The 23959-nt window shown below is 62.8% G+C and carries 22 protein-coding genes; 8 read left to right on the top strand and 14 right to left on the bottom strand.

Annotation, left to right across the window (positions count from 1 at the left end; genetic code table 11):
* Positions 1-2 precede the first annotated feature (2 nt).
* The 5 genes from ACWHRL_RS00700 (at position 3) to fabB (ending at position 5601) form a co-directional block, all read left to right on the top strand.
* Positions 3-1088, top strand: a complete 1086-nt coding sequence (locus tag ACWHRL_RS00700) for an NAD(P)/FAD-dependent oxidoreductase (protein ID WP_447894857.1) — start codon at positions 3-5, stop codon at positions 1086-1088.
* A gap of 173 nt (positions 1089-1261) precedes the next feature.
* Complete coding sequence (locus ACWHRL_RS00695) at positions 1262-2182, top strand: MerR family transcriptional regulator (RefSeq protein WP_447527389.1); 921 nt, start codon at positions 1262-1264, stop codon at positions 2180-2182.
* A gap of 77 nt (positions 2183-2259) precedes the next feature.
* Positions 2260-3666 carry a deoxyribodipyrimidine photo-lyase gene (gene phrB, locus ACWHRL_RS00690; protein ID WP_447894856.1) on the top strand — a complete coding sequence of 469 codons (1407 nt, stop codon included), beginning with the start codon at positions 2260-2262 and terminating at the stop codon, positions 3664-3666.
* 189 nt (positions 3667-3855) lie between these two features.
* Positions 3856-4371 carry a 3-hydroxyacyl-[acyl-carrier-protein] dehydratase FabA gene (gene fabA / locus ACWHRL_RS00685; RefSeq protein WP_447527387.1) on the top strand — a complete coding sequence of 172 codons (516 nt, stop codon included), beginning with the start codon at positions 3856-3858 and terminating at the stop codon, positions 4369-4371.
* Between the two features lie 12 nt (positions 4372-4383).
* A complete protein-coding gene (gene fabB, locus ACWHRL_RS00680) occupies positions 4384-5601 on the top strand; it encodes a beta-ketoacyl-ACP synthase I (RefSeq protein ID WP_447527386.1) in 1218 nt (405 codons plus the stop codon).
* Between the two features lie 64 nt (positions 5602-5665).
* Here the strand turns inward: fabB and ACWHRL_RS00675 are convergent, their stop codons facing one another.
* From ACWHRL_RS00675 to ACWHRL_RS00660, 4 genes are all read right to left on the bottom strand, one after another.
* Positions 5666-6430 (bottom strand): lysophospholipid acyltransferase family protein, encoded by a 765-nt coding sequence (locus ACWHRL_RS00675; protein ID WP_447527385.1) that lies wholly within the window; start codon positions 6428-6430, stop codon positions 5666-5668.
* Positions 6427-7314 carry a sugar nucleotide-binding protein gene (locus ACWHRL_RS00670; RefSeq protein WP_447894855.1) on the bottom strand — a complete coding sequence of 296 codons (888 nt, stop codon included), beginning with the start codon at positions 7312-7314 and terminating at the stop codon, positions 6427-6429. The genes ACWHRL_RS00675 and ACWHRL_RS00670 overlap by 4 nt, the downstream gene beginning before the upstream one ends.
* A 55-nt stretch (positions 7315-7369) precedes the next feature.
* Positions 7370-7996 (bottom strand): single-stranded DNA-binding protein, encoded by a 627-nt coding sequence (gene ssb, locus ACWHRL_RS00665; RefSeq protein ID WP_447894854.1) that lies wholly within the window; start codon positions 7994-7996, stop codon positions 7370-7372.
* A gap of 156 nt (positions 7997-8152) precedes the next feature.
* Complete coding sequence (locus ACWHRL_RS00660; protein WP_447527382.1) at positions 8153-9532, bottom strand: MFS transporter; 1380 nt, start codon at positions 9530-9532, stop codon at positions 8153-8155.
* A 171-nt stretch (positions 9533-9703) separates the two neighbouring features.
* Between ACWHRL_RS00660 and uvrA the strand changes: the two genes are divergently transcribed.
* From uvrA to ACWHRL_RS00645, 3 genes are all read left to right on the top strand, one after another.
* Complete coding sequence (gene uvrA, locus ACWHRL_RS00655; RefSeq protein WP_447894853.1) at positions 9704-12532, top strand: excinuclease ABC subunit UvrA; 2829 nt, start codon at positions 9704-9706, stop codon at positions 12530-12532.
* Positions 12533-12646: 114 nt separating this feature from the next.
* Entirely contained in the window at positions 12647-13390 is a 744-nt protein-coding gene (locus ACWHRL_RS00650) for a Crp/Fnr family transcriptional regulator (protein WP_447894852.1), read from the top strand.
* Positions 13391-13436: 46 nt separating this feature from the next.
* Positions 13437-13982 carry a hypothetical protein gene (locus ACWHRL_RS00645; RefSeq protein WP_447894851.1) on the top strand — a complete coding sequence of 182 codons (546 nt, stop codon included), beginning with the start codon at positions 13437-13439 and terminating at the stop codon, positions 13980-13982.
* Here ACWHRL_RS00645 and ACWHRL_RS00640 read toward each other — a convergent pair.
* From ACWHRL_RS00640 to cheY, 10 genes are all read right to left on the bottom strand, one after another.
* Positions 13979-14647, bottom strand: coding sequence for an OmpA/MotB family protein (locus ACWHRL_RS00640; protein WP_447894850.1), 669 nt, complete (start codon positions 14645-14647; stop codon positions 13979-13981). The two genes, ACWHRL_RS00645 and ACWHRL_RS00640, sit on opposite strands and share 4 nt — an antisense overlap.
* 4 nt (positions 14648-14651) lie before the next feature.
* Positions 14652-15467, bottom strand: coding sequence for a motility protein A (locus tag ACWHRL_RS00635; protein ID WP_447527377.1), 816 nt, complete (start codon positions 15465-15467; stop codon positions 14652-14654).
* Positions 15468-15507: 40 nt separating this feature from the next.
* A complete protein-coding gene (locus ACWHRL_RS00630; RefSeq protein WP_447527376.1) occupies positions 15508-16206 on the bottom strand; it encodes an RNA polymerase sigma factor FliA in 699 nt (232 codons plus the stop codon).
* A 26-nt stretch (positions 16207-16232) separates the two neighbouring features.
* Complete coding sequence (locus tag ACWHRL_RS00625; RefSeq protein ID WP_447894849.1) at positions 16233-16655, bottom strand: flagellar protein FlhE; 423 nt, start codon at positions 16653-16655, stop codon at positions 16233-16235.
* Positions 16656-16661: 6 nt separating this feature from the next.
* Positions 16662-17183, bottom strand: coding sequence for a hypothetical protein (locus ACWHRL_RS00620; RefSeq protein ID WP_447894848.1), 522 nt, complete (start codon positions 17181-17183; stop codon positions 16662-16664).
* Positions 17180-19372 (bottom strand): flagellar biosynthesis protein FlhF, encoded by a 2193-nt coding sequence (flhF, locus tag ACWHRL_RS00615; RefSeq protein WP_447894847.1) that lies wholly within the window; start codon positions 19370-19372, stop codon positions 17180-17182. The genes ACWHRL_RS00620 and flhF overlap by 4 nt, the downstream gene beginning before the upstream one ends.
* Positions 19373-19430: 58 nt before the next feature.
* The gene (gene flhA / locus ACWHRL_RS00610; RefSeq protein ID WP_447527372.1) at positions 19431-21509 is read right to left on the bottom strand and encodes a flagellar biosynthesis protein FlhA; all 2079 of its coding nucleotides are present in this window, start codon (positions 21507-21509) and stop codon (positions 19431-19433) included.
* Positions 21506-22672, bottom strand: a complete 1167-nt coding sequence (gene flhB / locus ACWHRL_RS00605) for a flagellar biosynthesis protein FlhB (RefSeq protein ID WP_447894846.1) — start codon at positions 22670-22672, stop codon at positions 21506-21508. The genes flhA and flhB overlap by 4 nt, the downstream gene beginning before the upstream one ends.
* Before the next feature lie 115 nt (positions 22673-22787).
* Positions 22788-23483, bottom strand: a complete 696-nt coding sequence (gene cheZ / locus ACWHRL_RS00600; RefSeq protein ID WP_447527370.1) for a protein phosphatase CheZ — start codon at positions 23481-23483, stop codon at positions 22788-22790.
* 39 nt (positions 23484-23522) lie between these two features.
* Positions 23523-23912: a chemotaxis response regulator CheY gene (cheY, locus tag ACWHRL_RS00595; RefSeq protein WP_074397932.1), complete on the bottom strand. Its 390-nt coding sequence runs from the start codon at positions 23910-23912 to the stop codon at positions 23523-23525.
* Positions 23913-23959 lie beyond the last annotated feature (47 nt).

Below are 23959 nucleotides of genomic sequence, written 5' to 3'. Positions count from 1 at the left end.
TTATGCCTGAAAACCCTCTTGCGGGCTCACGCCCCGAGAGTGTCGCCGTTATCGGTGCCGGTATCGCCGGGCTCGCCTGTGCCCAGGCACTGGCCGAGCAGGGTATTGGCGCCACCCTGTTCGATAAGGCCCGCGGCCCCGGCGGGCGCATGGCCAGCAAGCGCCGCCCCACCGCCACCCTCGACCTGGGCGCGCAAAGCTTCACCGTTCGCGACCCGCGATTTTCAAAGCTCATCGATACCCTTCTCGAAAACGGCGCCGTTGCGCCGTGGCCAGGCGCCCACTACCGCGTGGATGAAAGTGGCTGGCAGGCGCTCGTCGATGACCAGCCGCGTTATATCGGCGCGCCGCGCATGAGCGCGATGACCCGCGAGCTTCACCACCGGCTGAGGGCTTTCACTCACGTTCACACCCACTTCGAGACGCGCATTACCGCGCTGGAGAAGGGCCCGGGCGCCACTGCTGGCTGGCGGCTACGCGACCATAACGACAACCTGCTGGGTCCGTTCGACACGGTGGTCATCAGCGCTCCTCCTCCCCAGGCCGCAGCGCTGATCGGCGAGTGGGATGCAGCGCTTACCGGCGCTTGCCAGGCGCGCCCCCAGCGCGGCTGCTGGGCGGGTTACGTGGTGTTCGAAACCGCGCTGCCCGTCATGGAAGGCATCGACGACTGGGACAGCCTTCACGCCCGCCATCCGGTGCTGCGGCTGGCCTCGCGTCATCACACCAGGCCCGGCCGAGAAAGCCAGCCCGAAAGCCTTAGCCTGCTCGCCCAGCTCGACTGGAGCGATGACAACCTCGAGCTTTCACCCAGGCAAGCCGCCTGCGCGCTGTACGCCGCGTTTCGCTCGCTGCTACCCAAAGACATGACGATGCCGCCGATTCGGGAGCTTTGGGCGCACCGCTGGCGCTACGCTCAGGCAGCAGCGCCCTCGAACGTTTCATACTTATACAGCCACCAGGGGCTTGCCCTTTGCGGCGAAAGCTTTCGTGGCAGCCGCGTCGAGGATGCCTGGCTGTCCGGATTTGAGCTTGCAAATGCTTTGATAGCGCTACCAAATAGTTACCCAAATCAAACGACTGTGTAAGAAAAAGATCACCAAGGTTGTACCCGGCGCCAAAAAGTTGTACAAATTAGCCTACCTAAAAAGGCTTTAGAGTTTCACCAGACGGCCAACAGACGCTATTGCGCTGTGCGCCGCCGCCATTTATGACAGATCCCTGTGGCAAGCGCGGCAGGCAACCAAGAGGCAAGGCGCCCATGAACACCAAGGCGACCCATCCACCCGATACCCCGCTCTACCCCATTCGGGAGGTTTCCCGGTTAACGGGTGTCAACTCGGTCACCCTGCGCGCCTGGGAGCGTCGTTACGGTCTTATCTGCCCTCAGCGCACGCCCAAGGGGCATCGCCTTTATGCCCAGGACGACATTATCCGCATCGAGCGGATTTTACAGTGGCTCAACCGCGGCGTACCGGTTAGCCAAGTGGCAGATCTGCTCGATCAGCCGGAAACCATCGAAGCGCCGGTTCCGGACGCCGGCGACTGGGCCAGCCAGCGCCAGCAGCTTTTAGCGACCATCGAGGCGATCGACCTGCCCAAGCTCGAGTCGCTCTACCAGCAGAGCCTGGCGCTTTATCCTCTGAGCACGGCGGTCAACGAACTTTGGCAGCCGGCGATCTCCACCCTCGAGGCCAAGTGGGCGATCGAGCCCGACGACCTGGTGCGCCGCTCGCTGGAAGCCTTCTTGAGAAGCCAAGTGGGTATTCGCCTGCACTATGCCAACCAGGCGACCCGCGGCCCGCTGATTTTGCTCAACGCCATGCCTGACGATCCGGGCCCGCTCTGGGTACTGTTGACCGCGTTGATGGCAAGCGAGCAGGGCTACCGCGTACAGTTACTCGACCATTCACTGGCGCTGACCGATCTGCCCCAGGCGGTGTCGCGACTGCACTGCTCCATGGTGCTGCTGACCAGTGGCCAGCGCGAAAGCGACGACTTCATCCGCCGGGCGCTGCCCGAAGCTGCCACCTCGCTCAATGTACCCTTGGGCGTCTGCGGGGAGGTCGCCCGCCAGCGCGATGGCGACCTGCGCGACAGCGACGTCCACGTACTCGGTGATGATCTACCCCAGGCTATTGCCCGGCTGCGCCCGCTGCTGCGCGAATCCGGCATCCTTTAACACCTCACGTTTTCACGCCGTCCCCATAGCGCCGAGCCCTTCTTTGCTCGGCGTTGTGGCACTCCAGGGAGGGAGTCATGGCGCTTCAGCTTGTCTGGTTTCGTACCGACCTTCGCACCTTCGATCACGCCGCTTTGGCCGCCGCCGCCGAGAAAGGCCCCGTGGTCGCGGTGTTTCTCCGCAGCGTCGAGCAGTGGCAATCCCATGGCCACGGCGCCAACAAGATCGATTTCTGGCACCGCACGGTTCGGGCGCTGAAAGCGTCGCTCAACGAGCTCAACATCCCCCTTCTGCACCGGGATATCGGCCATTATGAGGCCGCCGCCGACACGCTTTTGGAGATCGCCCGCGAGCACGATATAAAGCAGCTCCACTTCAACTATCAGTACCCGGTCAACGAGTACCAACGCGACGAACAGGTGCTCAAAGCGTTCAAGGACGCAGGCATTGTCGCTCACGGCTATCACGACGCCGTGGCCTACGCGCCGGGCACGCTTTTGACCGGCAAGCACGAGTACTACAGCGTATTCACGCCCTTCGCCAAGGCCTGGCACAAGAACCTCAAGGATTCACAGCTTCACGTTCTCGACGCGCCCCCCAAGCAGCAGGCGCTCTCTATCGGCAATAGCGCCATCCCGGCGCTGCCCGAATTCGCCCAGGCGCCGGTCAATCAAGATGCCTGGCCCGCTGGTGAAGACGCCGCCGGCGACCGTTTGGCCCACTTTCTGCAAAAGCGCGCCAAACGCTACAACGACCAGCGCGACTTCCCTGGCGTGGCGGGCACCAGCGAGCTCTCCCCCTACCTGGCCCTGGGCGTGCTGTCGTACCGCCAGTGTATGCAGGCGGTGATGAGCCACAACGGCGGCCACTTAAGCGATGGCGACAAGGGCTTGACGACCTGGGTCAACGAGCTGGTATGGCGCGAGTTTTATCAGCACGTGGTGGTGGGCTTTCCCTACGTTGCCCGCCGTGAGCCGTTCCAGCAGCACACCAAAAAGCTTGAGTGGCGCAACGACGACGATGGCTTCCAGGCGTGGTGTGAAGGACGCACCGGCTACCCGCTGGTGGACGCCGCCATGCACCAACTGGTGACGACCGGCTGGATGCACAACCGGCTGCGTATGGTCACCGCCATGTTTTTGAGCAAGCACCTGCTGATCGATTGGCGCCGCGGTGAGGACTTTTTTCTCACCCACCTGATCGACGGCGAGTTCTGCTCCAACAACGGCGGCTGGCAGTGGGCGGCCTCCACCGGCACCGACGCCGCGCCCTACTTTCGTATCTTCAACCCCACCACTCAATCGGAGCGCTTCGACCCCCAGGGCGACTTCATCGCCCACTGGCTGCCAGCGCTTGCCGAACTGCCCGCCAAGGCGCGCCATGCCCCGCCCCGCGACATGCTGACGAAGCTCGATTATCCCGAACCCATCGTCGACCATAAGGCAGCCCGCCAACGAGCGCTCGAGGCGTTCAAGGCGCTTTAAAAGCACTTAAAAAAGCGCCGCTTGAGGTGAGCCAAATCAACGATAGATCGACGATGGCGTGCATTCAGCGGTTTCCGGAAGTAGACTAGGCGTGGCCTTGCCAGCCGTTTGTTGTACTTGACCCAAGCGTTAGTCGGGGGTCGAATGCCACAGGCGGCCAACGTCCACCTTGATATTCGGAACGATTCAGTGACCAAGCAACACTCCTTTGATCGCGAAGAACTGCTGGCCTGCTCCCGCGGCGAGCTTTTCGGCCCCGGTAACGCACAGCTTCCGGCGCCCAACATGCTGATGCTGGACCGCATCACGCACATCCACGAAGAAGGCGGTGAGCATGGTAAGGGCGAACTGATCGCCGAGCTCGATATCACGCCGGATTTGTGGTTTTTCGACTGCCACTTTCCGGGCGACCCGGTGATGCCGGGCTGTCTGGGGCTTGACGCCATGTGGCAGTTGGTGGGCTTTCACTTGGGTTGGCTTGGCCACCCCGGGCGCGGGCGCGCTTTGGGCTGCGGCGAAGTGAAATTCAGCGGCCAAATCCTGCCCGATGCCAAGACAGTCACCTACCGCATCAATATCAAGCGGGTCATCACGCGCCGGCTGATTCTCGGCATTGCCGATGGCACGGTGGCCGTCGACGGACGCGACATCTATCAGGCTAATGACTTACGCGTTGGCCTATTCACCTCCACTGCGAATTTTTAACAGGAGGCTTCCATGCGACGAGTGGTAGTCACCGGCCTTGGCATCGTATCTTGCCTAGGCAATGACCAGCACCAGGTCCTGGACGCGCTGAAAAACGGGCGTAGCGGCATTCGCTTTAAAGAGGAGTATGCCGAGCGCGGTTTTAGAAGCCACGTGGCCGGCAGCATCCATATCGATCTCGAAGCACTGGTCGATCGTAAGCTTCTACGCTTCATGGGCGATGCGGCGGCCTACGCCTACGTCTCCATGGCCCAGGCCATCGAGGATGCGGGGCTCGCGCCGGAGCAGGTGTCCAACGAGCGTACCGGCCTGATCGCCGGCTCCGGCGGTGCCTCCAGCGCCAACCAGGTCGAAGCCGCTGACGTCATGCGCGAAAAAGGCCTGCGCCGCGTGGGGCCCTACCGGGTTACGCGTACCATGGGCAGCACCGTCTCGGCCTGCCTGGCGACGCCCTTTCAAATCAAGGGCGTGAACTACTCGATCTCTTCGGCCTGTGCGACCTCGGCACACTGCATCGGCAGCGCCATGGAGCAGATCCAGCTGGGTAAGCAGGATGTGGTCTTTGCCGGCGGCGGTGAAGAGGAGCACTGGACGCTTTCGTGTCTGTTCGACGCGATGGGCGCGCTCTCGACCCACTACAACGATTCGCCGGAAACCGCCTCACGGCCTTATGATCAGACCCGCGACGGCTTCGTCATCGCCGGCGGCGGCGGTATGGTCGTGCTCGAAGAGCTCGAGCACGCCAAGGCCCGCGGCGCAAAAATCTACGGCGAAGTCGTGGGTTACGGCGCCACCTCCGATGGCCACGACATGGTCGCCCCCTCCGGCGAGGGTGCCACGCGCTGCATGCGTCAGGCCATGGCGACCGTGGATGGCGATATCGACTACATCAACACCCACGGCACTTCGACGCCGGTGGGCGATGTGGCGGAGCTGAAAGCGATCCGCGAAGTGTTCGGCGATACCACCCCGGCGATGAGCTCGACCAAGTCGCTGACCGGGCACTCCCTGGGCGCCACCGGCGTGCAGGAAGCGATCTACTCGCTCTTGATGATGCAGCACGGCTTCGTGGCCGCCTCGGCCAACGTCAGCCAGCTCGACGAAAAGGCCGACGGCTTCGACATCGTGACGAGCCGCCGCGACGACGTCGCCATAGAGCGGGCGCTCTCCAATAGCTTCGGCTTTGGCGGCACCAACGCCTGCCTGGTCTTCCAGCGCTACGCTGACTAGATAGGCCACGACAGGCAATCACAAAAACGGCGCCCAAGGGCGCCGTTTTTGTCTGTATAAAGCGTTACCGAGCCGGGGGCGCGGAACTCATGGCCACCGGCTCGTCCCCTCGGGGCACGTCGGAAATCTCGACGAGCGTGGTTTCGATCCAGCGTTCGACCTCGGCGAGTACTTCATCCGGCGTGCGCCCCTCGGTCGGGATCGGCGCGCCGATGCGTACCCGCAATACGCCGGGCTGCTTGACCCAATGGCGCCCGGGCCAGCGCTCGCCGGCGTTGTGCGCCACCGGCAGTACCGGCACACCGGCGCGGCACGCAACGACCGTACCGCTTTTGTTGTAGCGCTTGCGGTTTCCCGGGTCGACCCGGGTGCCTTCGGGAAAGATCAGCACCGAAAGCCCGGTTTGCAGCCGCGCCACGCCCTGGGTCAGCACTTGTTTCATCGCCCGGGCGGGCCGGGAGCGATCGAGGCCGATCGGGCGCAAAAGGCGAAGTCCCCAGCCGAAAATCGGAATGCGCAGAAGCTCCTGCTTGAGCACGGTGCAAACCGGCGGCTTCATCACCTGCAAAAAAACCGTCTCCCACTCGCACTGGTGGTTGGCCTGGATCACGCAGGGCCCGTCGGGGATCTGCTCGCGGCCCTGGATGTCGTAGCGCACGTTGCAGGCCAGCCGGAACCAGAAAATCAAAAAGTAGTTATACAGGTTCAACAACCGGTAGCGCCCAGCCAGCGGCAGAAAAGGCGCCAGCGGCAGAAACAGTACGCCGCACAGCAGCATGGCCGAAAAATAGCCCAGGTAGAACACCAGGCTACGCAGGGCATTGATCAAGCCGACTCTCCTTGTTCCGGGCGGTTCTGGTCGCGGGTCAAACACCATGCGTCCAGCATACGCCCTACTTCCAACCGCCAGGGCTTTTGATGAACGCCAAACACGTCCAGCACGCGGCGGCAATTGAGCACCCGCCGGAGCTTGGCATCGTGGTGATGGTTCAACGCCTCGACCGCGCCAAGCGTTACCGTTTCGCCGCGCCCTTCCAGGTGGGTCGCCAACTGCGTGCGCACCGTGGAGATAAACGTAAAGGTGCTGACCGGCTCGATCCCCGCCAGGTGATAGGCGCCCCAGGCATTGGCGCCGCACTTCTGCTGGGCCAGCATGCCAATCAGCGCCATGGCGGCCGCGTCCGCCGAAGTCGGACAGCAAATCACATCCTCAGCGGCGCGCACGCTCTGGCCTGCTACCAGGCGCTCGATGATATCGCTCAGCCAGGCATCGCCCCCGTCGAGCGCGAAAAGCGGCCCCAGGCGCACGATCAAATGACGATGATGCTCACCGCGAATGCGGTCTCCCGTGGCCACCAGCCGGCGCAGGCTCTCATCCCGCGGGGCGGGCACCACGTGCTCGTCGATGGGAATCTCGAAGCCCTCTTCGTAGAGCTGGTCCGAGACGCACCACACGAGCGCGATATCGTTGGCCTTGCACGCCTCCATGCAGGCCTCGACCGCATCGGCGTGGGCCTTCACATCCGCTGGGGGCATGACCTGAGGGTGCGCCAGGGGCGGAATGATCACCGCGTGCGGCGCAATCGCTTCGAGCTCGGCCGCGTCGAGGCGCATTTCCTGCTCGATGACCAGCTCGGTGTCTGCACGACGGCTGGCCTCCCGGGCCAGCGCCAGGCTCAAACAGTGCCCGGCATCCAGTATCAAAAGCTTCAAGGCCGACGACCTCCTGTCTCGCGATGCCGGTCACACACCCCCGGCAAATGCGTGATTAAAACGGAATTTCGTCGTCGAAATCGTCGAAATTACCCGGGTCCGGAGCGCCGTAACGGCTGTTTTGGTCGTTATTGGGCGCGCCCTGGCCACCCTGGTTGGGCGGGTTGTTCTGGCCATTACCGTACTGGTTGCCCGGGGCCTGATTGTTCTGCGGCGGCGGGTTGTTTTGATAACCGGCATTTTGCGCCGGGGCGTTCTGGGGCGCGTTATTTTGCGGGGCGCCGTTTTGCGGGGCGTTGTTTTGATAATTCTGCTGCGGGGCGCCGCCGCCCTGGAAGTCGCCGCCACGGCTATCCAGCATCTGCATGTCGTTGGCGACCACTTCGGTGCTGAAGCGATCCTGGCCGTTCTGATCCTGCCATTTGCGCGTCTGCAGGCGGCCTTCGACGTACACCTTGGAGCCCTTTTTCAAGTACTGCTGGGCGATCTCGGCGGTCTTGTTGAACAGCACGATACGGTGCCACTCGGTGCGCTCCTGGCGCTGGCCGCTCTGGCGGTCGGTCCAGGTGTCCGAGGTGGCCAGGTTCAGGTTCGCCACCGCCGTACCCGAGGGGGTAAAACGGACTTCCGGATCCTGACCCAGGTTGCCGATCAGGATAACTTTGTTAATACCGCGCGCCATAGCTCGCTCCTTTTAAATAAGATCCGTTCAAATAGAGGCCGTTCTCAAATAAGGGCCGCTCAATCGTACTGTCGAATCGGTCAGGGTAGTGTCGCCGCCAGCGGTTAGGGTATCACCGATTGCGCCGACACGAATTCACTGTTTGTAGCAGCCGGATCAGGGGTTGTCCGGCAAAATCAACTTCTCCAATGCGCTCCGGTCGAGCGCATTGCGGTTCACTTTCAAATACAACAACCGCTCTTCGGGCACCACCATGACGTCTTCCACACCGACCACTTCCGCCAGGCGCTGCATCAAAAGATCCAGCGTGTCCGGATGCGTGTCGTCGAGGGCGACGATTTCGCTCGAAAGCGGCGGCGGTGTCGGCAGCCCCCACATGACCAGCCACCAGCCAAGGCCAAGCAGCGCACAGCCGATGAACACCGCGTCCAGCCCCCAAGTGCTCGACAGCACCCCACCCAGGGTACCGCCCAAAAAAGCGCCCAAAAACTGGCTGGTGGAGTACACGCCCATGGCGGTGCCCTTGGCACCCGCCGGGGCCAGCTTGCTCAACATCGAGGGCAGCGTGGCCTCTAACAAATTGAAGCCGGTAAAGAAGACGAACAGCCCAACGAAAAGCCCCTTGCCGTGAGACGCCGGCAAGGCGAGCGCGGCCAGGCTCAGCGCGATGGCCGTGATCGCGAGCAGACACACCGTTTTGATCCGCTGGCGCTTCTCCGCCAGGATCATCAGCGGCACCATGGCAACGAAAGACAGCGCCATGATCGAAAGATACACCACCCCGTGGTACTCCATCGCCACTCCGGCACCGATCAGCCGAAAGGGGACCGCCACGAAAATCGCCATCAAAATCAGGTGCAGCGAGAAGATCGAGGCGTTCAAACGCCACAGGTCCGCCCGCGCCGCCACGCTTTTGAACTGCGCCCGGTCCATGCCCACATCCTTGTGGCGCACCCGGCGCGGGGCCGGCGGTACCCAGCGCCACAAAACGAATAGCCCGACGAAAGTGAGCAGCGCGGTGACCCAGAAAATGCCCGAAAGCCCCGCCCAGCCGGCAAGCCAGGGGCCGAGCACCATGGCGACGGCGAAAGAGACGCCAATGGAAAGCCCGATGGTGGCCATGGCGGCGGTACGTACCTGCTCGCGGGTTTGATCGGCCAGCAGCGCCATGATCGCAGCGGCCACCGCGCCGGCGCCCTGCAGAGCGCGACCGGCAATGATCCCACCGATGGAGTCGGCCATGGCCGCAACGACGCTGCCCAAGGCAAACATTAAAAGCCCCAGGGCGATGATACGCTTGCGCCCGAAGCGGTCCGAGAGCAAACCAAAAGGAATCTGCAGCGTGGCCTGGGTCAGCCCGTAAACGCCCAGCGCGACACCGATCAGTAGCGGCGTGGCGCCGCTTAGTGTGTCGGCGTAGAGCGCAAGCACCGGCAGCACCATGAAAAGTCCCAGCATACGGGACGCATAAAGCCCCGCCAGCCCACTGATTGCGCGGCGCTCAGAGGCCAGCAGCAGTGTGGAAAGGTTGCGCATAGTGCCCTTTTAAACGGTCGGAGGCGGGTGAAAGCCCAGAAAAGCCGTCCATTCTAGCGCTTTGTCCAGGCGCTGGAAACGCTCGCCTTGCGACAAAGCGTCTCTGCCGCTTTGCCGTAATGGGACCGGCAAACGTATAATCACGCTTTTGCCACGCGATTCGAGGTGTTGATGGACAGCATTCTGGTCAGAGGTGCACGCACTCACAACCTCAAGCAGATCGATGTGGAGCTGCCGCGCAATAAGCTGATTGTGATTACGGGCCTTTCGGGGTCGGGCAAATCGTCGCTGGCGTTCGACACGCTGTACGCCGAAGGGCAGCGGCGCTACGTAGAGTCGCTCTCTACCTACGCGCGTCAGTTTCTTTCCATGATGGAAAAGCCCGATGTGGATCATATCGAAGGGCTTTCGCCGGCGATCTCCATCGAGCAGAAATCGACCTCCCACAACCCTCGCTCGACGGTCGGCACGATTACCGAGATCTACGATTACCTGCGCCTGCTGTTCGCCCGCGCCGGTACGCCGCGTTGCCCGGAACACGGCGAAGACCTGGAAGCCCAGACCATCTCGCAGATGGTCGACCAGGCCATGAATCTGGAGGAAGGCACCCGGCTGATGCTGCTCGCCCCGGTAGTCAAGGGCCGCAAGGGCGAGCACCTGCAGCTTCTGGCCGAGCTTCGCGCCCAGGGCTTCGTGCGCGTGTTGATCGACGGCCAGGTGCTGGAGCTTGACGACATCGCCCCGCTCGACAAACGCAAGAAGCACGACATCAGCGTCGTGGTAGACCGCTTCAAGGTGCGCGACGATATCGCCCAGCGGCTGGCGGAGTCCTTCGAGACGGCGCTGAATTTGGCCGACGGTACGGCGATGATCCATTTCATGGATAGCGAGCGTGAGGACATGGCGTTCTCCTCGCGCTTTGCGTGTCCGGTGTGCGGCTACTCGCTCGCCGAGCTCGAGCCGCGGATGTTCTCGTTCAACAACCCCGCCGGCGCCTGCCCCACCTGCGACGGCCTGGGGATCCAGCAGTACTTCGACCCGGAAAAGCTGATTAGCCACGACGAGCTATCCTTGGCCGAAGGGGTGATCAAGGGCTGGGACCGGCGCAACATCTACTACTTCACCCAGCTCCAGGCGCTGGCCAAGCACTATGATTTCGAGCTCGAAACGCCCTGGAACGCGCTCTCGAAGCACCAGCGTGATGTAATTCTCAACGGTAGCGGCAACGAGTCCGTGCCGTTTAGCTACGTCAGCGACCGCGGCCGCAAGGTGACCCGCGAACACGCCTTCGAGGGCGTGCTGCCCAACATGCAGCGCCGCTACCGCGAAACCGAGTCCAACATGGTGCGCGACGACCTGGCCAAGTACATCGCCATGAAGCCCTGTACCTCGTGCAACGGTACGCGCCTGCGCCGCGAGTCACGCCACGTCTTCGTCGACGATCACAATATCGCCGACATCGTACGCACGCCGATTGGCGAGGCCTGGGATTATTTTGCCAACTTGGCGCTGCCCGGGCGCAAGGGCGAAATCGCCGAGAAGATCGTCAACGAGATCCACTCGCGGCTCGAGTTTTTGGTCAACGTGGGCCTCGATTACCTGAATCTCGAGCGCAGCGCCGATACGCTCTCCGGCGGTGAAGCCCAGCGGATTCGCTTGGCGAGCCAAATCGGCGCGGGGCTTGTCGGCGTGATGTACATTCTCGATGAACCCTCCATCGGCCTTCATCAGCGCGACAACGACCGGCTGCTGAAAACCCTGGAACGGCTGCGCGATTTAGGCAACACGGTGATCGTGGTCGAGCACGACGAGGACGCCATTCGCGCCGCCGATCACGTGCTGGACATCGGCCCCGGCGCCGGGGTCCACGGCGGCGAAATCGTCGCCCAGGGCACGCCGCAAGACATCATGGACAACAAGGACTCGCTGACCGGCCAGTACCTGTGCGGCACCCGCGAAATCGCGATACCGCCCTACCGCATTCCCGGCAACCCGGAAAAGCAGCTGGTGCTACGCGGGGCAACCGGCAACAACCTGCAAAACGTGACGCTGACACTGCCGCTGGGGCTTTTCATCGCCATTACCGGGGTGTCCGGATCGGGCAAGTCGACGTTGATCAACGGCACGCTGATGCCGATCGCCGCCCGGGATTTGAACCGCGCCTCGACGCTGACCCCAGCGCCCTATGCAGCCATCGAAGGGCTCGATCAGCTCGACAAGGTCATCGATATCGACCAGAGCCCGATCGGGCGCACGCCGCGCTCCAACCCGGCTACCTACACCGGGATCTTTACGCCGATTCGCGAATTGTTCGCCGGCACCCAGGAGGCGCGCTCGCGGGGCTACAAGCCCGGCCGATTCAGCTTCAACGTCAAGGGCGGGCGCTGCGAGGCGTGCCAGGGCGAGGGCATGATCAAGGTAGAAATGCACTTTCTGCCGGATATCTACGTACCCTGCGACGTGTGCAAGGGGAAGCGCTACAATCGCGAAACCCTGGATATTCACTACAAGGGCAAGAACATTCACGACGTGCTGGAGATGACCGTCGAAGAAGGGCTCGAGTTTTTCAGCCCCGTACCGGCCATTGCGCGGCGCCTGCAGACGCTTTTGGACGTCGGCCTCTCCTATATTCGCCTGGGGCAAAGCGCGACCACGCTCTCCGGCGGCGAGGCCCAGCGGGTCAAGCTCGCCCGCGAGCTTGCCAAGCGCGACACCGGCCAGACGCTCTATATTCTCGATGAGCCCACCACCGGGCTACACTTCGAGGATATTCGCCAGCTTCTGACGGTGCTTCATCGCCTGCGCGACCACGGCAATACCATCGTGGTCATCGAGCACAACCTGGATGTGATCAAAACCGCGGACTGGGTCGTCGATCTCGGCCCGGAAGGCGGCTCCGGCGGCGGGCGCATCATTGGCGAAGGCACGCCGGAACAGCTTGTGAAGAAAAAAGGCTCCCATACCGGCGAGTTTTTGGGACCGCTTTTAAAAAAGAAATAGTCAGAGTACTACTCGCACGTCAAAGGCCGGCGTTAAGCTGGCCTTTGAGGGTCGGTTAAACCCATGGCCACCAGCTAGTCGAGCGTATGCTACTCAAAAGAGGAGAAACCGATCATGGGGCAGGAAAAAAGCTGTATTGTCCGCCATTTCAATCACTTCTATTCGCTGTCAGAAGAGGAAGAGAAGCTGCTCGACTCGCTGGAAGAGAGCCCGATGGATCAAAAGGCGGGCTCGCTTCTATGGGAAATGAAAGACCCGGCGAACGAATTCTGCACGCTGCGTAGCGGCTGGGCGTACTCCTATCGCCACCTGGAAAACGGCGACCGGCATATTTTGGAAGTGTTCCTGCCCGGCGATATCATCGGCCTGCGCGAGTTCGCCTTCTCGAAGCGCCTGGAAAACGTGCGCTTTATCACCGACAGCGTGGTGTGCCGCTTTCCCCACAAGCGAATGATCGATCTTTTCAATGATTCGCTGCCATTGACCTCGGTGATGTTCGCCATCAGCAGCCGCCAGCAGGCGCTTTTGACCGAGCGGCTGGTCAATTTGGCACGGCGCACTGCGCGCCAGAAAATGGCTCACTTTCTACATGAAATGTACGTTCGCCTGAGCCAGACCAACACAGGTCTTACCGGCCAGTTCCGTCTGCCGCTCTCCCAGGAGCAGTTGGCCGACGTACTCGGCCTTAGCCCGGTGCACGTCAGCCGAACCTTCACGGCGCTCAGCGAGGATGGCCTGGTGTATCGTGACCGTCACCACGTCAATATTCCCAACATGGCGGCGCTGGCCGCGGAAGGCGAGTTCGACGATTGCTACTTAAACGACAGCGTAAGGCCCCTGCTCGGCCAGTCCGATTGATCCGGCTACGCCTTTTTAACCTGCTCAACGTTTGGCCTTTTACATCATGACCACTCGCTTACTTGCTTCTTTCGCGCTGGGCGCGGCCGGGCTTTCGTTTTTCAGTGCGGCGCTGGCCGAGCGCTACCCGGTGAGCCAGGACGCCGCTTTTGACGCCTGGCAAGCCGTGACCCTCGAGGCCCAGGACAAGCGCCATTTCCGCGCCGTCGAGACGCAAAGCTACTCGGACGCCACGCTGAGCGTGAACGCCACCGAAGGCATCTGCCACCTGCCCTGGCTCGAGATGCGCGTCACCCTGGAACAGACGCAAACCGAAAGCCGCGCGGTGAACCTGGTACCGGCCCGGCTGCGCGTCGACCAGGCGCCGCTGATCGACACCATGGCGGAGTTTATCGTCGAGGAGGGGGATGACGGCTTCTATAGCCACTTCTACCTGGGCGAGCTCGATGCGCTGCTCGGTCAAATGAGCGACGGCGAGCAGCTTTATATCGGTTTCGATCAGGGCGACGAACCGCCCTGGACCATGACGTTCAGTTTGGCGGGCGCCGGCGAGGCGATTCGCGAAACGCAGCGCCGCTGCGCCAGCGCCTAACGCGAGGCCGGCGCCTGGGCGTTCGGCGGCCGGCGCAGTACGAACTCGACGCGCCGGTTGGCGGCGCGCCCGCTTACGGAGTCGTTCGCCTCGAGCGGGCGCGTATCGGCGTAGCCAACGGCGCGCAGGCGTTCCCGCGCCACGCCTTCCTCTTCCAGATGGCGCACCACGGCAATCGCCCGCCCCGTCGAAAGCTCCCAGTTGGAGGCAAACGAGGCGGTGGCGATCGGCACGTTGTCGGTGTGCCCCTCCACTGATATCTCACCGTCGAAGGTGTCGATGACCTCGCCAAGGCTTTCCAGCACCTCTTCGCCTTGAGCGGTCAGCCGCGCCGCGCCGCTATCGAACAGCAGGCTATCGTCGATGCGCAGGGTAATGCCTTCGCGCCCCTCGGAGACGCTCACGCCTTGAATATCGAGGCCGTCCATCGCCGGGCTCAGCCCACTGTAGAGCGGTTGAAGTCCCGAAGAGAGCGGCTGAATACCCGAGGTCGTGGGTGTGCCGGCGGCTTCGTCGCCGGTGCCCGCCGGGGTGAGCGCCAACAGCAGCACGAACAGCGTGATCAACAACGTCAATACGTCCAGGTAGCTGGTCAGCCACCCATCTTCACTGTCGCCATCCCCGGTGAATGGCGATTCCAGTGCGTGGCGGGCTTCGCGGTTCATCGCCCTACCCCTTGGCAGGCGCGTCGTTCTCGGCGCGCGGCTTCACGTTGGCATCACGAATCTCGTCGTTGTAGTTGGCCACGAAGGAGTTCAACGTCTCTTCGATGAACGACGGCAAGCGGCGCTTGGTGATCAGCGAGATGCCCTCGAGCACCATGTTCATGGTGATCAAGCGCTCCTCGGTGCGCCGCTCGAGTTTCACCGCCACCGGTTTGAAGACCAGGTTGGCAAGCAAGATACCGTAGAAGGTCGTGAGCAGCGCCACCGCCATGCGTGGGCCGATCACCTCCAGATCACCGGCGTCCATGACCTCCAGCATATTCACCAGCCCCACGAGGGTGCCGATCATGCCGAAGGCCGGGGCGTAGGTCGCCATGGTGCGAAAGATCTGCGCCTCGGCGTGCTCGCGCGCCTTGAGCCGGGCGATACGCCAGCGCAGCATGTCGAAAATTTCATCTTCCTTGGTGTTGGCGATCACCAGCTGAATGCCGGTGCGCAGAAACGGGTTGCGCGTGTGTTCGAGCTCGCGCTCCACCGCCCGTACGTCGCCCTTGAACCAGAGCCGCGACATGGACACCAGCTCGTTGATATCGTCGCGCACGTAGGTGTTCTCGCGGCGAAATACCAGCCCCACCAGGCGTACCACCCGCAGTACCTCCTTGAGCGGGTAGCTGATGAAGGTCGCCGCCAGGGTGCCGGTCACCACGATGGCAAGCCCGGGCAAGTTGAGAAAGCTCTCCGGGGATTCCGCGGTGAAAAACAGCACGCTAACCAGTAGCAGAATACTGGCAAATATACCGATCAAGGTAGAGGGGTTCATCGACGGCTCCTCGCCGGTTGGGTTTAACGGTTAAAATGCGTCAATCTGGCTCGTGCAGCCGCGCGCGCAGACGGCTAATCGCCTGGCTGTGCAGCTGTGAAACACGCGATTCGGTCACCCCCAGTACTGCGCCCACCTCTTTCAGGTTGAGCTCCTCCTGGTAGTAAAGCGCCATCAAAAGCTTTTCCCGCTCGGGCAGCGCTTCGATCGCCGCGATCAGAGTTTCGCGCTGCTGACCATCCAAAAGCTCCTCAAAAGGCGCATTCAGCGCCTCCTGAGCGGGTTCCCCGCCCTCTTCCAGAAGCTCCTCGAAGGGCAGCAGGTGGCCGCTGTTGGCGTCGTTGAGCAGTTGGTGATACTCGCCGAGCGGCATGTCCAGATGCCGGGCGATCTCGCCCTCCTCCGGCGCCCGACCCAGGTTCTGTTCGAGATGGCGGACCGCCTCGTCCATGGCCCGGGCCGAACGCCGCACGCTGCGCGGCAGCCAATCCCGGGTGCGCAGCTCATCGACCATTGCCCCGCGAATCCGCTGGCTGGCAAAGGTGGCAAAGCTCGCCCCCTGGGAGGCGTCAAAGCGCCCGAGCGCCTCCAATAGGCCGACCATGCCGGCCTGAATCAGATCATCGAGTTCGATGCTCGCCGGCAGGCGGACCTGCAGCGCCAGCGCCTGGCGGCGCACCAGCGGCATGTGCTGAGTGACCATTTCGCTGTGTTGAATTCTGCCTTGTGCTGTATACATCCTCGTGCCTCGTGGCTATACACTCGTCACTGGTAGTTCACAATCACGTGAAGCCCTTTTACCCGCATCGGCCGCTGCCCGCGCCCCAACGCGAAGCGAAACGCCAGCGGCGCATCGGCGGAAAGCCCGGCAAACCCGGTTTCGCTTCCGCGCTGGCCGCTTAGCTCGACGCAGCGCTCGGGGTGGCAAAGCCAAGCATGCAGCGCGGCGCCGAACGGTGCCTCATACCGCCAGTGAACGCCTTCGATACGCCCCTGGGCGATCTCCGCTACCGGCGGCGGCGCCAAAACCTGACTGCTGACCGCCCGGTCGCTCATGGCCACCATCATACCGGTGACCTCCTTACTCCAGCTGCCTGTGCCCGCCTGAGCGGTCACTGTCAGGCTCGCCCCCATCGCCATTAGTAGCGCGACGCCTTGAAGACTCTTTTTCAGAAAACGCTTTTTCATTGTGGCCTACCGCGCTAGTAGCAGCAGTTCGATATTCAGATAATTCGCCGCCGCCTTCTGCAAATTGTCTAAAAGCCCTTCGCGGGGCAAGCCGGGCTCGTGCAGCGCCAGTAGCTGGCGGGGCCCCTGGTTGTCGTTGAGCTGGCGCAGCGTGCGATACATGCTCGCGAAGGCGTCCGCGTCGCTGCGCACCCAAAGCGCCCAGCGTGAATAGCGCTCGCAAAGCGCCTCCATCGGCTCGCTGGCATCCACCGGGACGACCTCCCAGCTTTCCGGGGTCGCCGCCCAGCGCCGGCCAAGTTCGGCCCACTCGCCCAGGCGCTCTTTGACCGGGGCGACGCTTTTCGTCGGTAGCCCCACCACTGCCAGCGGCGTCTTGACCACCGGCGTGGCGGCGTCGCTTGCCGGCGGGGTTGCTTGGGTGTCCACCTCGGGCTCGGCGTGCTCGCTCACAGCCTGCTGCGCGCGCTCTTCGTTGCGCAGGCTCGCCCACTGGCGCAGCCCCGATGCCTGGTCGCCGCCGCTCATGCCAGGGCCTCGCGGCTGACGCTACCCAGTTGGCGGATGGCGTCCCGGGTCATCAACATATGCATCAGCGCGTCGAGTAGCGCGGTATCGCGGCGCTTGCGAGATGTTTTGGAAAGGCGCATCACGTCCTGGCGCAGCGTTTGCGCGGCCTCGTCCTGGGCGTTGTCCAGGTGCGTGGCGGCCGCGGCGGCACCACTGGCCATCAAAAGGCGCAGTTGGGCGCTGACCTCGCCGCCATCGGCTTCCTTGAGCGCGCGCCAGGCTCGCTTGGTCAATATAGCCGCGCCTTCGCTTTGCAGCTGAGTGACCAGCAGCGATAGCACTTCGGCCCCCAGCCGCGCCGGGGTGAGCCAGTAGCGTTTGGCCACGCGCTTGGCGCTTTCCGGGTCGCGCAGCTCGCCGTACCAGGCGAGAAAATGCCGCCCGGCCTGGTCGGTGACCTCGGCGTGGGCATTCCATAGCTGTAGCGGCTGGCCGCGAAAGCGTACGTCGACTCGATGCGAGAGTTCGCTTTCGCCAAACAGGGTCGTCAACGCGTAGCGCTCGCCCTGCCAGTATATCCGCTGAGCGCCGGTCGCCTGGCTGACCCAGGTCAAACGCTCGCTTTCCAGCGCGTCCAGGGTCTCGCCCTCGGCAAGGGTCGGCAGCAGATGGACCGCCGCCTGGCGCTGGGCGTCGATACGAGCCTGCCAGCCGGCGGGCTGGCGGTGCTGTAAAAGCGTTAGCGCACAAAGCTGGCCGTCGGCATCGAGGCTCAGATCCGGCATCGACCACTCCATGCCACGCTCGTTGCGCCGCGGTGACCAGACGATGCCCAACGCATTCTGCTCGCAAGCCTGGTCAGCAAGTGCCGCCAGGCGCTGGTCGTGCAGTACGCCAGGCAGCGCGCCGATATCCCATACCGCTTCGAGCAGCGCAAACCCGGCCACCCGCTCACGCAGCTGCGCGAGCAGCAGACTCAGCCGGCGCCCCTGGCCCAGCACGTCCTGGGACCAGCGCGGTGCCAGCGGCGCGTTCGGCCACGGCGGGCGGTCCGGCGCGGCGTCGGTATGGCCTGCCAGCGCCTGCTCGACCAGCGCGGCCGGGTCGGCCAGCGCCATATCCTCGGGCACCTGCTGGCCGTTGGAGGAGAACAGCACGCGCAGCCCAAAGCGCATGACGATATCCAGAAGCGGCGCCAAACGCCCCGCTTCGTCCTGTTTGGTAATAATACACTCGTCGAGCTCGGCGCCCGCCGCCCGCGCAGCCTGGCGGTAGCGAAGCACCACCTCTTCCAGGGTTTCGGGTTGGCTGGCGGCGTTGAGCACCAGCACCAGGCGCACCCGGGATTCGCCGCCCTGGAGCTGGCCGATCTGCTCGATGACACGCTGATCACGCTGGCTCATGCCCACGGTGTCGATGATCACCCACTGCTTGCCGCCTAACCGCCCCAGCAGGTTGTCGATGGGCTGCTCGTGATCGAGGGCGTACATCGGCGTATCGAGCAGGCGCGCATAAATGCGTAGCTGTTCGTGGGCGCCGATCCGGAAGCTATCGGTGGTGACCAGCGCGACCGGCCGGGTGCCGTGGCGCATGACAAAGCGCGCGGCAAGCTTGGCGGTGGTGGTGGTCTTGCCAACGCCGGTGGGCCCCACCAGCGCCACGATACCGGTTTGGTCGAAAAAGTCCGCCTCGCTCTGAAGCACGGAAAGCCGCGCTATCAGTTGGCGGTGCAGCCAGCCGAGCAGCCGCTCATCCTGAAGCTCCAGCGCGCTGAGGGAGTCGGGCAGTGCCGCGCCGATCTCTTCGGCAAGCTCGCTGCCAAAGCCCGCGCGGGTCAAAAGCGTGGTCACCGTGGCACCGCCGGTGGGCGGCGCACCCTTGGCATCGCCGGTTTGCGATCGGGCCAACAGGGCACGCATGTCCTGCATTTCGCGCAGCAGACGCTCGCTGACTTCCTCGAACGGGTGCGCGGGGCTCGCCTGGGCCGGCGCGGGCTGGGCGGCCAGGAGTGTTGGCGCGCTTTCATCCATGCCCACCGCTTCGAGCGGCGTGGCCTGCTCGAGCGCGGCCTCTTCGGCCATGGCCAAAATCTCGACGCCCGTGTCCGTGCGCCGATTGGCGACGATCAGCGCCTCGTCGCCCAGCGCCTGGCGCACCTGGCGCATGACATCCCGGCTGTTAGCGCCGACAAAGCGTTTTACGCTCATGGGTTAACCTCCAGGTTTTCCAAAGCGGGGTTCTGCAAAGCGCCCAACGCAGCACACATCACCGGCCACCTACCAGCGTGGTGATTTTAAGCGTACGGTCGTCGGGAATTTCCGCTTGAGACATGACGACCAAATGGCGCAGCCGGCGGCGCAAGAAGCGCGCCACAATAGCGCGAAGCGAGTGCTGCACCACCAGTACCGGCGGCTCGCCGCTGGCCTCCTGGCGCTCCAGCGCCTGCTGCGCCTGGTTCATCAGCGTGTCGGCAAGCCCGGGCTCCATCGCACCGTTGCCGTTCATCGCTTGAATCAGGACCTGTTCGAGCTGGGCATCGAGGCCGATCACGTTCAGCGTCTCCTGGCCTGCAAACCACTGCTGGGTAATCGCCCGGCCAAGGCCGATGCGCACCAGCGCCGTCAACTCACCCGGGTCTTTCTGCTGGCCGGCGTGCTCGGCCAGCGTATCCAAAATGGTACGTATATCGCGAATCGAGACGTCCTCTTCGAGCAGATTTTGTAAAATCCGCTGAAGCACGGTCAGCGTAATCGCCTTGGGCACGACCTCTTCCACCAGGGATTTCTGATCGTCGCCCAGCTTGTCGAGCAGCTTCTGCACTTCCTGGCGGCCCAGCATCTCCGGCGAATGGCGGTGCAGCAGGTGGTTCAAGTGGGTGGCGATCACGGTACTGGCGTCTACTACCGTGTAGCCAAAGACCTGGGCGTGCTCGCGCTGGTTGGCATCGATCCACACCGCTGGCAGACCGAATGCCGGGTCCTGGGTGGGCGTGCCGGAAAGCTCGCCGGTGACCTGGCCCGGGTCGATCGCCAGCCATTTGCCCGGCTGGGCGTCGGCCCGGCCGATCTCCGCGCCCTTTAGCGAGAGCACGTAGGTGTTCGAGGAGAGCTCCAGGTTGTCGCGGATATGCACCACCGGCGGCAGAAAGCCGACGTCCTGGGCAAACTTCTTGCGCACGCTTTTAATGCGCGCCAAAAGCTCGCCTTTCTGGCGCGAATCCACCAGCGGAATCAGCCGGTGGCCCACTTCGAGCCCCAGGGTATCCACCAGTTGCACGTCCTCCCAGCTCGCCTCCGGGGTTTCCTGCACCGCTGGTGGGGCCTCCTTGAGATCCTCGGTGACCAGCGCTTTCTCCTGCATACGCGTCAAAAGCCAGGCAAGCCCGCCGAGCATCCCGGTAAAGATCAGAAAGACCAGGTTGGGCATGCCCGGCACCATGCCTAAAAGCCCCATCACCGCCGCGGCCAGAATCATCACCTGGGGGTTGACGAAAAGCTGGCTGATCATCTGCTGGCCCACGTCCTGCTCGGTGTTGACGCGAGACACGGTGACACCGGCGGCGGTGGAGATCACCAACGCCGGAATCTGGGCGACCAGGCCGTCGCCGATGGTAAGCAGTGTGTAGGTGCGCGCGGCGTCGCCAAAGCCCATGCCATGCTGCATCATACCGATCAACAGCCCGCCGATGACGTTGACCACCATGATGACCAGACCCGCCATGGCGTCGCCGCGCACGAACTTGCTGGCGCCGTCCATGGAGCCGTAGAAATCGGCTTCCTGGGCGACTTCCGAGCGGCGTTTTTTGGCATCCTCTTCACCGATCAAACCGGCGTTCAAATCGGCGTCGATCGCCATCTGCTTGCCGGGCATGGCGTCCAAGGTGAAGCGCGCGCCGACCTCGGCGATGCGCCCGGCACCCTTGGTGATGACCATGAAGTTGATGATGACCAGAATCAAAAACACCACCATACCGACCGCGAAGTTACCGCCGACCAAAAAGGTACCGAACGCTTCGATGACCTTTCCCGCCGAGGCACCGCCCTGATGACCCTCCATGAGGACCACGCGAGTCGAGGCGACGTTGAGCGACAACCGCAACAGCGTGGTGAACAGAAGCACCGCCGGAAAAGCGGCGAAGTCCAGCGGCTTCGAGGCAAACATGCTGACCAGCAGCACCATGATGGCCAGCGCGATGTTGAAGGTGAACAGCATATCCAGCGCGAACGGCGGCAGTGGCAGGATCATCATGCCAAGGATCATGAGGATCAGAAGCGGGCCGGCCAACAGCTTCATGGGCACACTGCCAAACGGGTTGCGCTGGCTGATTAATTGGCCAATGTTCATGAACGTGCCTCGCTAGCCCCGGGGCCACGGTTGGGATGCGTCATTTCGTCGGGAACCGGTAAATGTTCAGGGGTCGGGGGCGTTTCGCCCCCTTCTTGCGCCACGCTTTTCAAACGGTACGCCCAGGCCATGACCTCGGCCACGGCGGTGTAGAGTTCTGCCGGTACTTCGCCATCCAGATCCACGTGATGATAAAGCGCCCGAGCCAGCGGCGCGGCTTCAAGACGTGGCACCTTCGCTTCAAACGCCAGCTCGCGAATGCGCGCGGCCACCGCGTCGGCGCCTTTCGCCACGACGCGCGGCGCGCCCATCTTGCCTTCTTGGTAGGAAAGCGCCACCGCGTAGTGCGTCGGGTTGGTGATGATCACGTCGGCCTCGGGCACTTTACTCATCATGCGCCCTCGGGCCATGGCCTGCTGCTGCTGACGGATACGCCCTTTGACGTGCGGGTCGCCCTCGGACTCCTTGTGCTCGCGCTTGATCTCTTCCTGGCTCATGCGCAGCTTTTTGGCGTTACTCCAGAGCTGAAAGGGCACGTCGATCAAAATCACCACGACCAGCGATAAGATCGCCAGCGCCGCCGCCAATGCCGCCATGTTCAGGGCATCCGCCAGCGCCTGTTGAATCGGCTGGTCGGGCAGGCCCAAAAACCGGTCGATATTAACGTAGATGAACGCGCCGGAGATGCTGCCGACCAGGACCGATTTGGCGATCGCCTTGGCAAGTTCGATGAGCGCCTGACTCGAGAAGATGCGCTTGACGCCACTGATCGGATTGAGTTTAGAGAACTTCGGCTTCATGGCTTTGGCGGATACCAGCCAGCCGCCCAGCAGGGCCGGCGCGACCATCGCGACGACGCCGAGCAGCACGAAAAGCGGTATCAGCGAAATCAGCGTCCGCCGGCCCAGATCGAGCGCGGTGGTCAGCATGGGCATGGTATCGAAAGCCTGTCGGCGGTCGAACAAAAACGCCCGCTCCATGACCATGCCGAGCTGATCGTAAAGCATCTGCCCCATGCTCCAGAGCCCTATGACACCGGCCAGGAGCAACAGGAAGGTCGTGAGCTCGCGCGAGCGGGGGACCTGGCCCTCCTCCCGAGCTTTCTCTTTTCGTCGAGGCGTGGCCTCTTCGGTCTTTTCCTGATCGCTATCGTTGTCTGCCATCGACCATCCGGCTCATCAAAAACCGCGCACCAAAAGTCAGCCGCCCCGAAGGGCGGCTGAACAAGATACCTAGTGTGCCAGATGAGACGCGGGACAATGTCTTAATAACGCGGCATTAAAAGCCTAATTCGTCCAATAAGTCGTCCACCTGATCCTGGCCGGTGACGATATCCGGCGCGGATTCGTTGATCTGCGGGCCGTTGAGCAGCTCTTCCTTGCGCCGGGCAGTGTCGTTTTCCCACTGATCCTGAGCCTTGCGCTGCATGGTTTCCCGCGCCTCGGCGCCGGGCACGCTATCGATCAACACCTGCACCAATTGGTGTTCGATTTCGCGGATCACGTCCATCATCTTCTTGATGACCTGGCCGGTGAGATCCTGGAAATCCTGCGCCATCATGATGTCCATCAGCTCTTTATTGGTCGCGGCGGTGATCTCGGGCACGTTGTGAAGATAGGCGCGCGTCTCTTTGACCAGGTCTTTCGCCTCATCCAGCTCCTGGGGCGCTTCGAACCAGGCGTCCCAGCGCTTGTCGAGCGCGGTAGCGCGGTCGGCCAGATCATCCTGCAGCGGCTGCGCACGGTCGATCGCGTTAAGCGCCTTATCCGCGGCCTGCTCGGTCATGGTGGCAACGTAGTGCAGCCGGTCGCGCGCATCGGGAATCGCTTCCGCCGCTTTTTCGATCTCCTTGTCGAGACCCAGCTCGCGCATGTTGTCGCGCAGCATGCGGGTTAGCTTGCCGATCCGGTGTATCAACTCTTCTGCGGCTTCGTCGGGCAATTGGTTAGTGCCTGACTCCTCATTCTGACTCATGGTGCTCTCCTCGCGAGCCAGGCGCGGGCCTGGCTCACTTTATTTACCCATTTTTTCAAAGATTTTATTGAGTTTTTCTTCGAGGGTGGCGGCGGTAAACGGCTTGACCACATAGCCATTAGCACCGGCTTGAGCCGCGGCGATGATATTTTCCTTTTTCGCCTCGGCGGTCACCATCAGGACCGGCAGTTCTTTCAGGGCATCGTCCTGGCGAATCTCCTTGAGCATTTCGAGACCGTCCAGGTTGGGCATGTTCCAGTCGGACACAACAAACTCGAAATTGCCTGCCCGCAGCTTGTTAAGCGCGTCCTGGCCGTCCTCGGCCTCATCGACGTTGGTAAAGCCAAGCTCTTTTAACAGGCTGCGTACGATGCGGCGCATGGTCGGAAAATCATCCACGACCAAAAAGCTCATGTTTTTATCGGCCATTGCTCTTTCTCCACGTATATGGCGTTAAGTGCCCCTGCGCTGTGTCA

The sequence above is a fragment of the Vreelandella sp. GE22 genome (assembly GCF_968212445.1).
Note: the sequence above shows the minus strand (reverse complement) of the source record. Positions and strands in the feature narration are given on the sequence as shown.

Bases quoted from the DNA above. Each gene is read 5' to 3' on its own strand.
- ACWHRL_RS00645 (WP_447894851.1), top strand. From the start codon at position 13,437: ATGACCACTCGCTTACTTGCTTCTTTCGCGCTGGGCGCGGCCGGGCTT.
- ssb (WP_447894854.1), bottom strand. From the start codon at position 7,996: ATGGCGCGCGGTATTAACAAAGTTATCCTGATCGGCAACCTGGGTCAG.
- ACWHRL_RS00650 (WP_447894852.1), top strand. From the start codon at position 12,647: ATGGGGCAGGAAAAAAGCTGTATTGTCCGCCATTTCAATCACTTCTAT.
- ACWHRL_RS00640 (WP_447894850.1), bottom strand. From the start codon at position 14,647: ATGAACCGCGAAGCCCGCCACGCACTGGAATCGCCATTCACCGGGGAT.
- cheY (WP_074397932.1), bottom strand. From the start codon at position 23,912: ATGGCCGATAAAAACATGAGCTTTTTGGTCGTGGATGATTTTCCGACC.
- flhA (WP_447527372.1), bottom strand. From the start codon at position 21,509: ATGAACATTGGCCAATTAATCAGCCAGCGCAACCCGTTTGGCAGTGTG.
- ACWHRL_RS00630 (WP_447527376.1), bottom strand. From the start codon at position 16,206: ATGTATACAGCACAAGGCAGAATTCAACACAGCGAAATGGTCACTCAG.
- cheZ (WP_447527370.1), bottom strand. From the start codon at position 23,483: ATGAGTCAGAATGAGGAGTCAGGCACTAACCAATTGCCCGACGAAGCC.
- flhF (WP_447894847.1), bottom strand. From the start codon at position 19,372: ATGAGCGTAAAACGCTTTGTCGGCGCTAACAGCCGGGATGTCATGCGC.
- fabB (WP_447527386.1), top strand. From the start codon at position 4,384: ATGCGACGAGTGGTAGTCACCGGCCTTGGCATCGTATCTTGCCTAGGC.
- ACWHRL_RS00700 (WP_447894857.1), top strand. From the start codon at position 3: ATGCCTGAAAACCCTCTTGCGGGCTCACGCCCCGAGAGTGTCGCCGTT.
- uvrA (WP_447894853.1), top strand. From the start codon at position 9,704: ATGGACAGCATTCTGGTCAGAGGTGCACGCACTCACAACCTCAAGCAG.
- ACWHRL_RS00635 (WP_447527377.1), bottom strand. From the start codon at position 15,467: ATGAACCCCTCTACCTTGATCGGTATATTTGCCAGTATTCTGCTACTG.
- ACWHRL_RS00660 (WP_447527382.1), bottom strand. From the start codon at position 9,532: ATGCGCAACCTTTCCACACTGCTGCTGGCCTCTGAGCGCCGCGCAATC.
- ACWHRL_RS00695 (WP_447527389.1), top strand. From the start codon at position 1,262: ATGAACACCAAGGCGACCCATCCACCCGATACCCCGCTCTACCCCATT.
- ACWHRL_RS00620 (WP_447894848.1), bottom strand. From the start codon at position 17,183: ATGAGCGGCGGCGACCAGGCATCGGGGCTGCGCCAGTGGGCGAGCCTG.
- flhB (WP_447894846.1), bottom strand. From the start codon at position 22,672: ATGGCAGACAACGATAGCGATCAGGAAAAGACCGAAGAGGCCACGCCT.
- ACWHRL_RS00625 (WP_447894849.1), bottom strand. From the start codon at position 16,655: ATGAAAAAGCGTTTTCTGAAAAAGAGTCTTCAAGGCGTCGCGCTACTA.
- phrB (WP_447894856.1), top strand. From the start codon at position 2,260: ATGGCGCTTCAGCTTGTCTGGTTTCGTACCGACCTTCGCACCTTCGAT.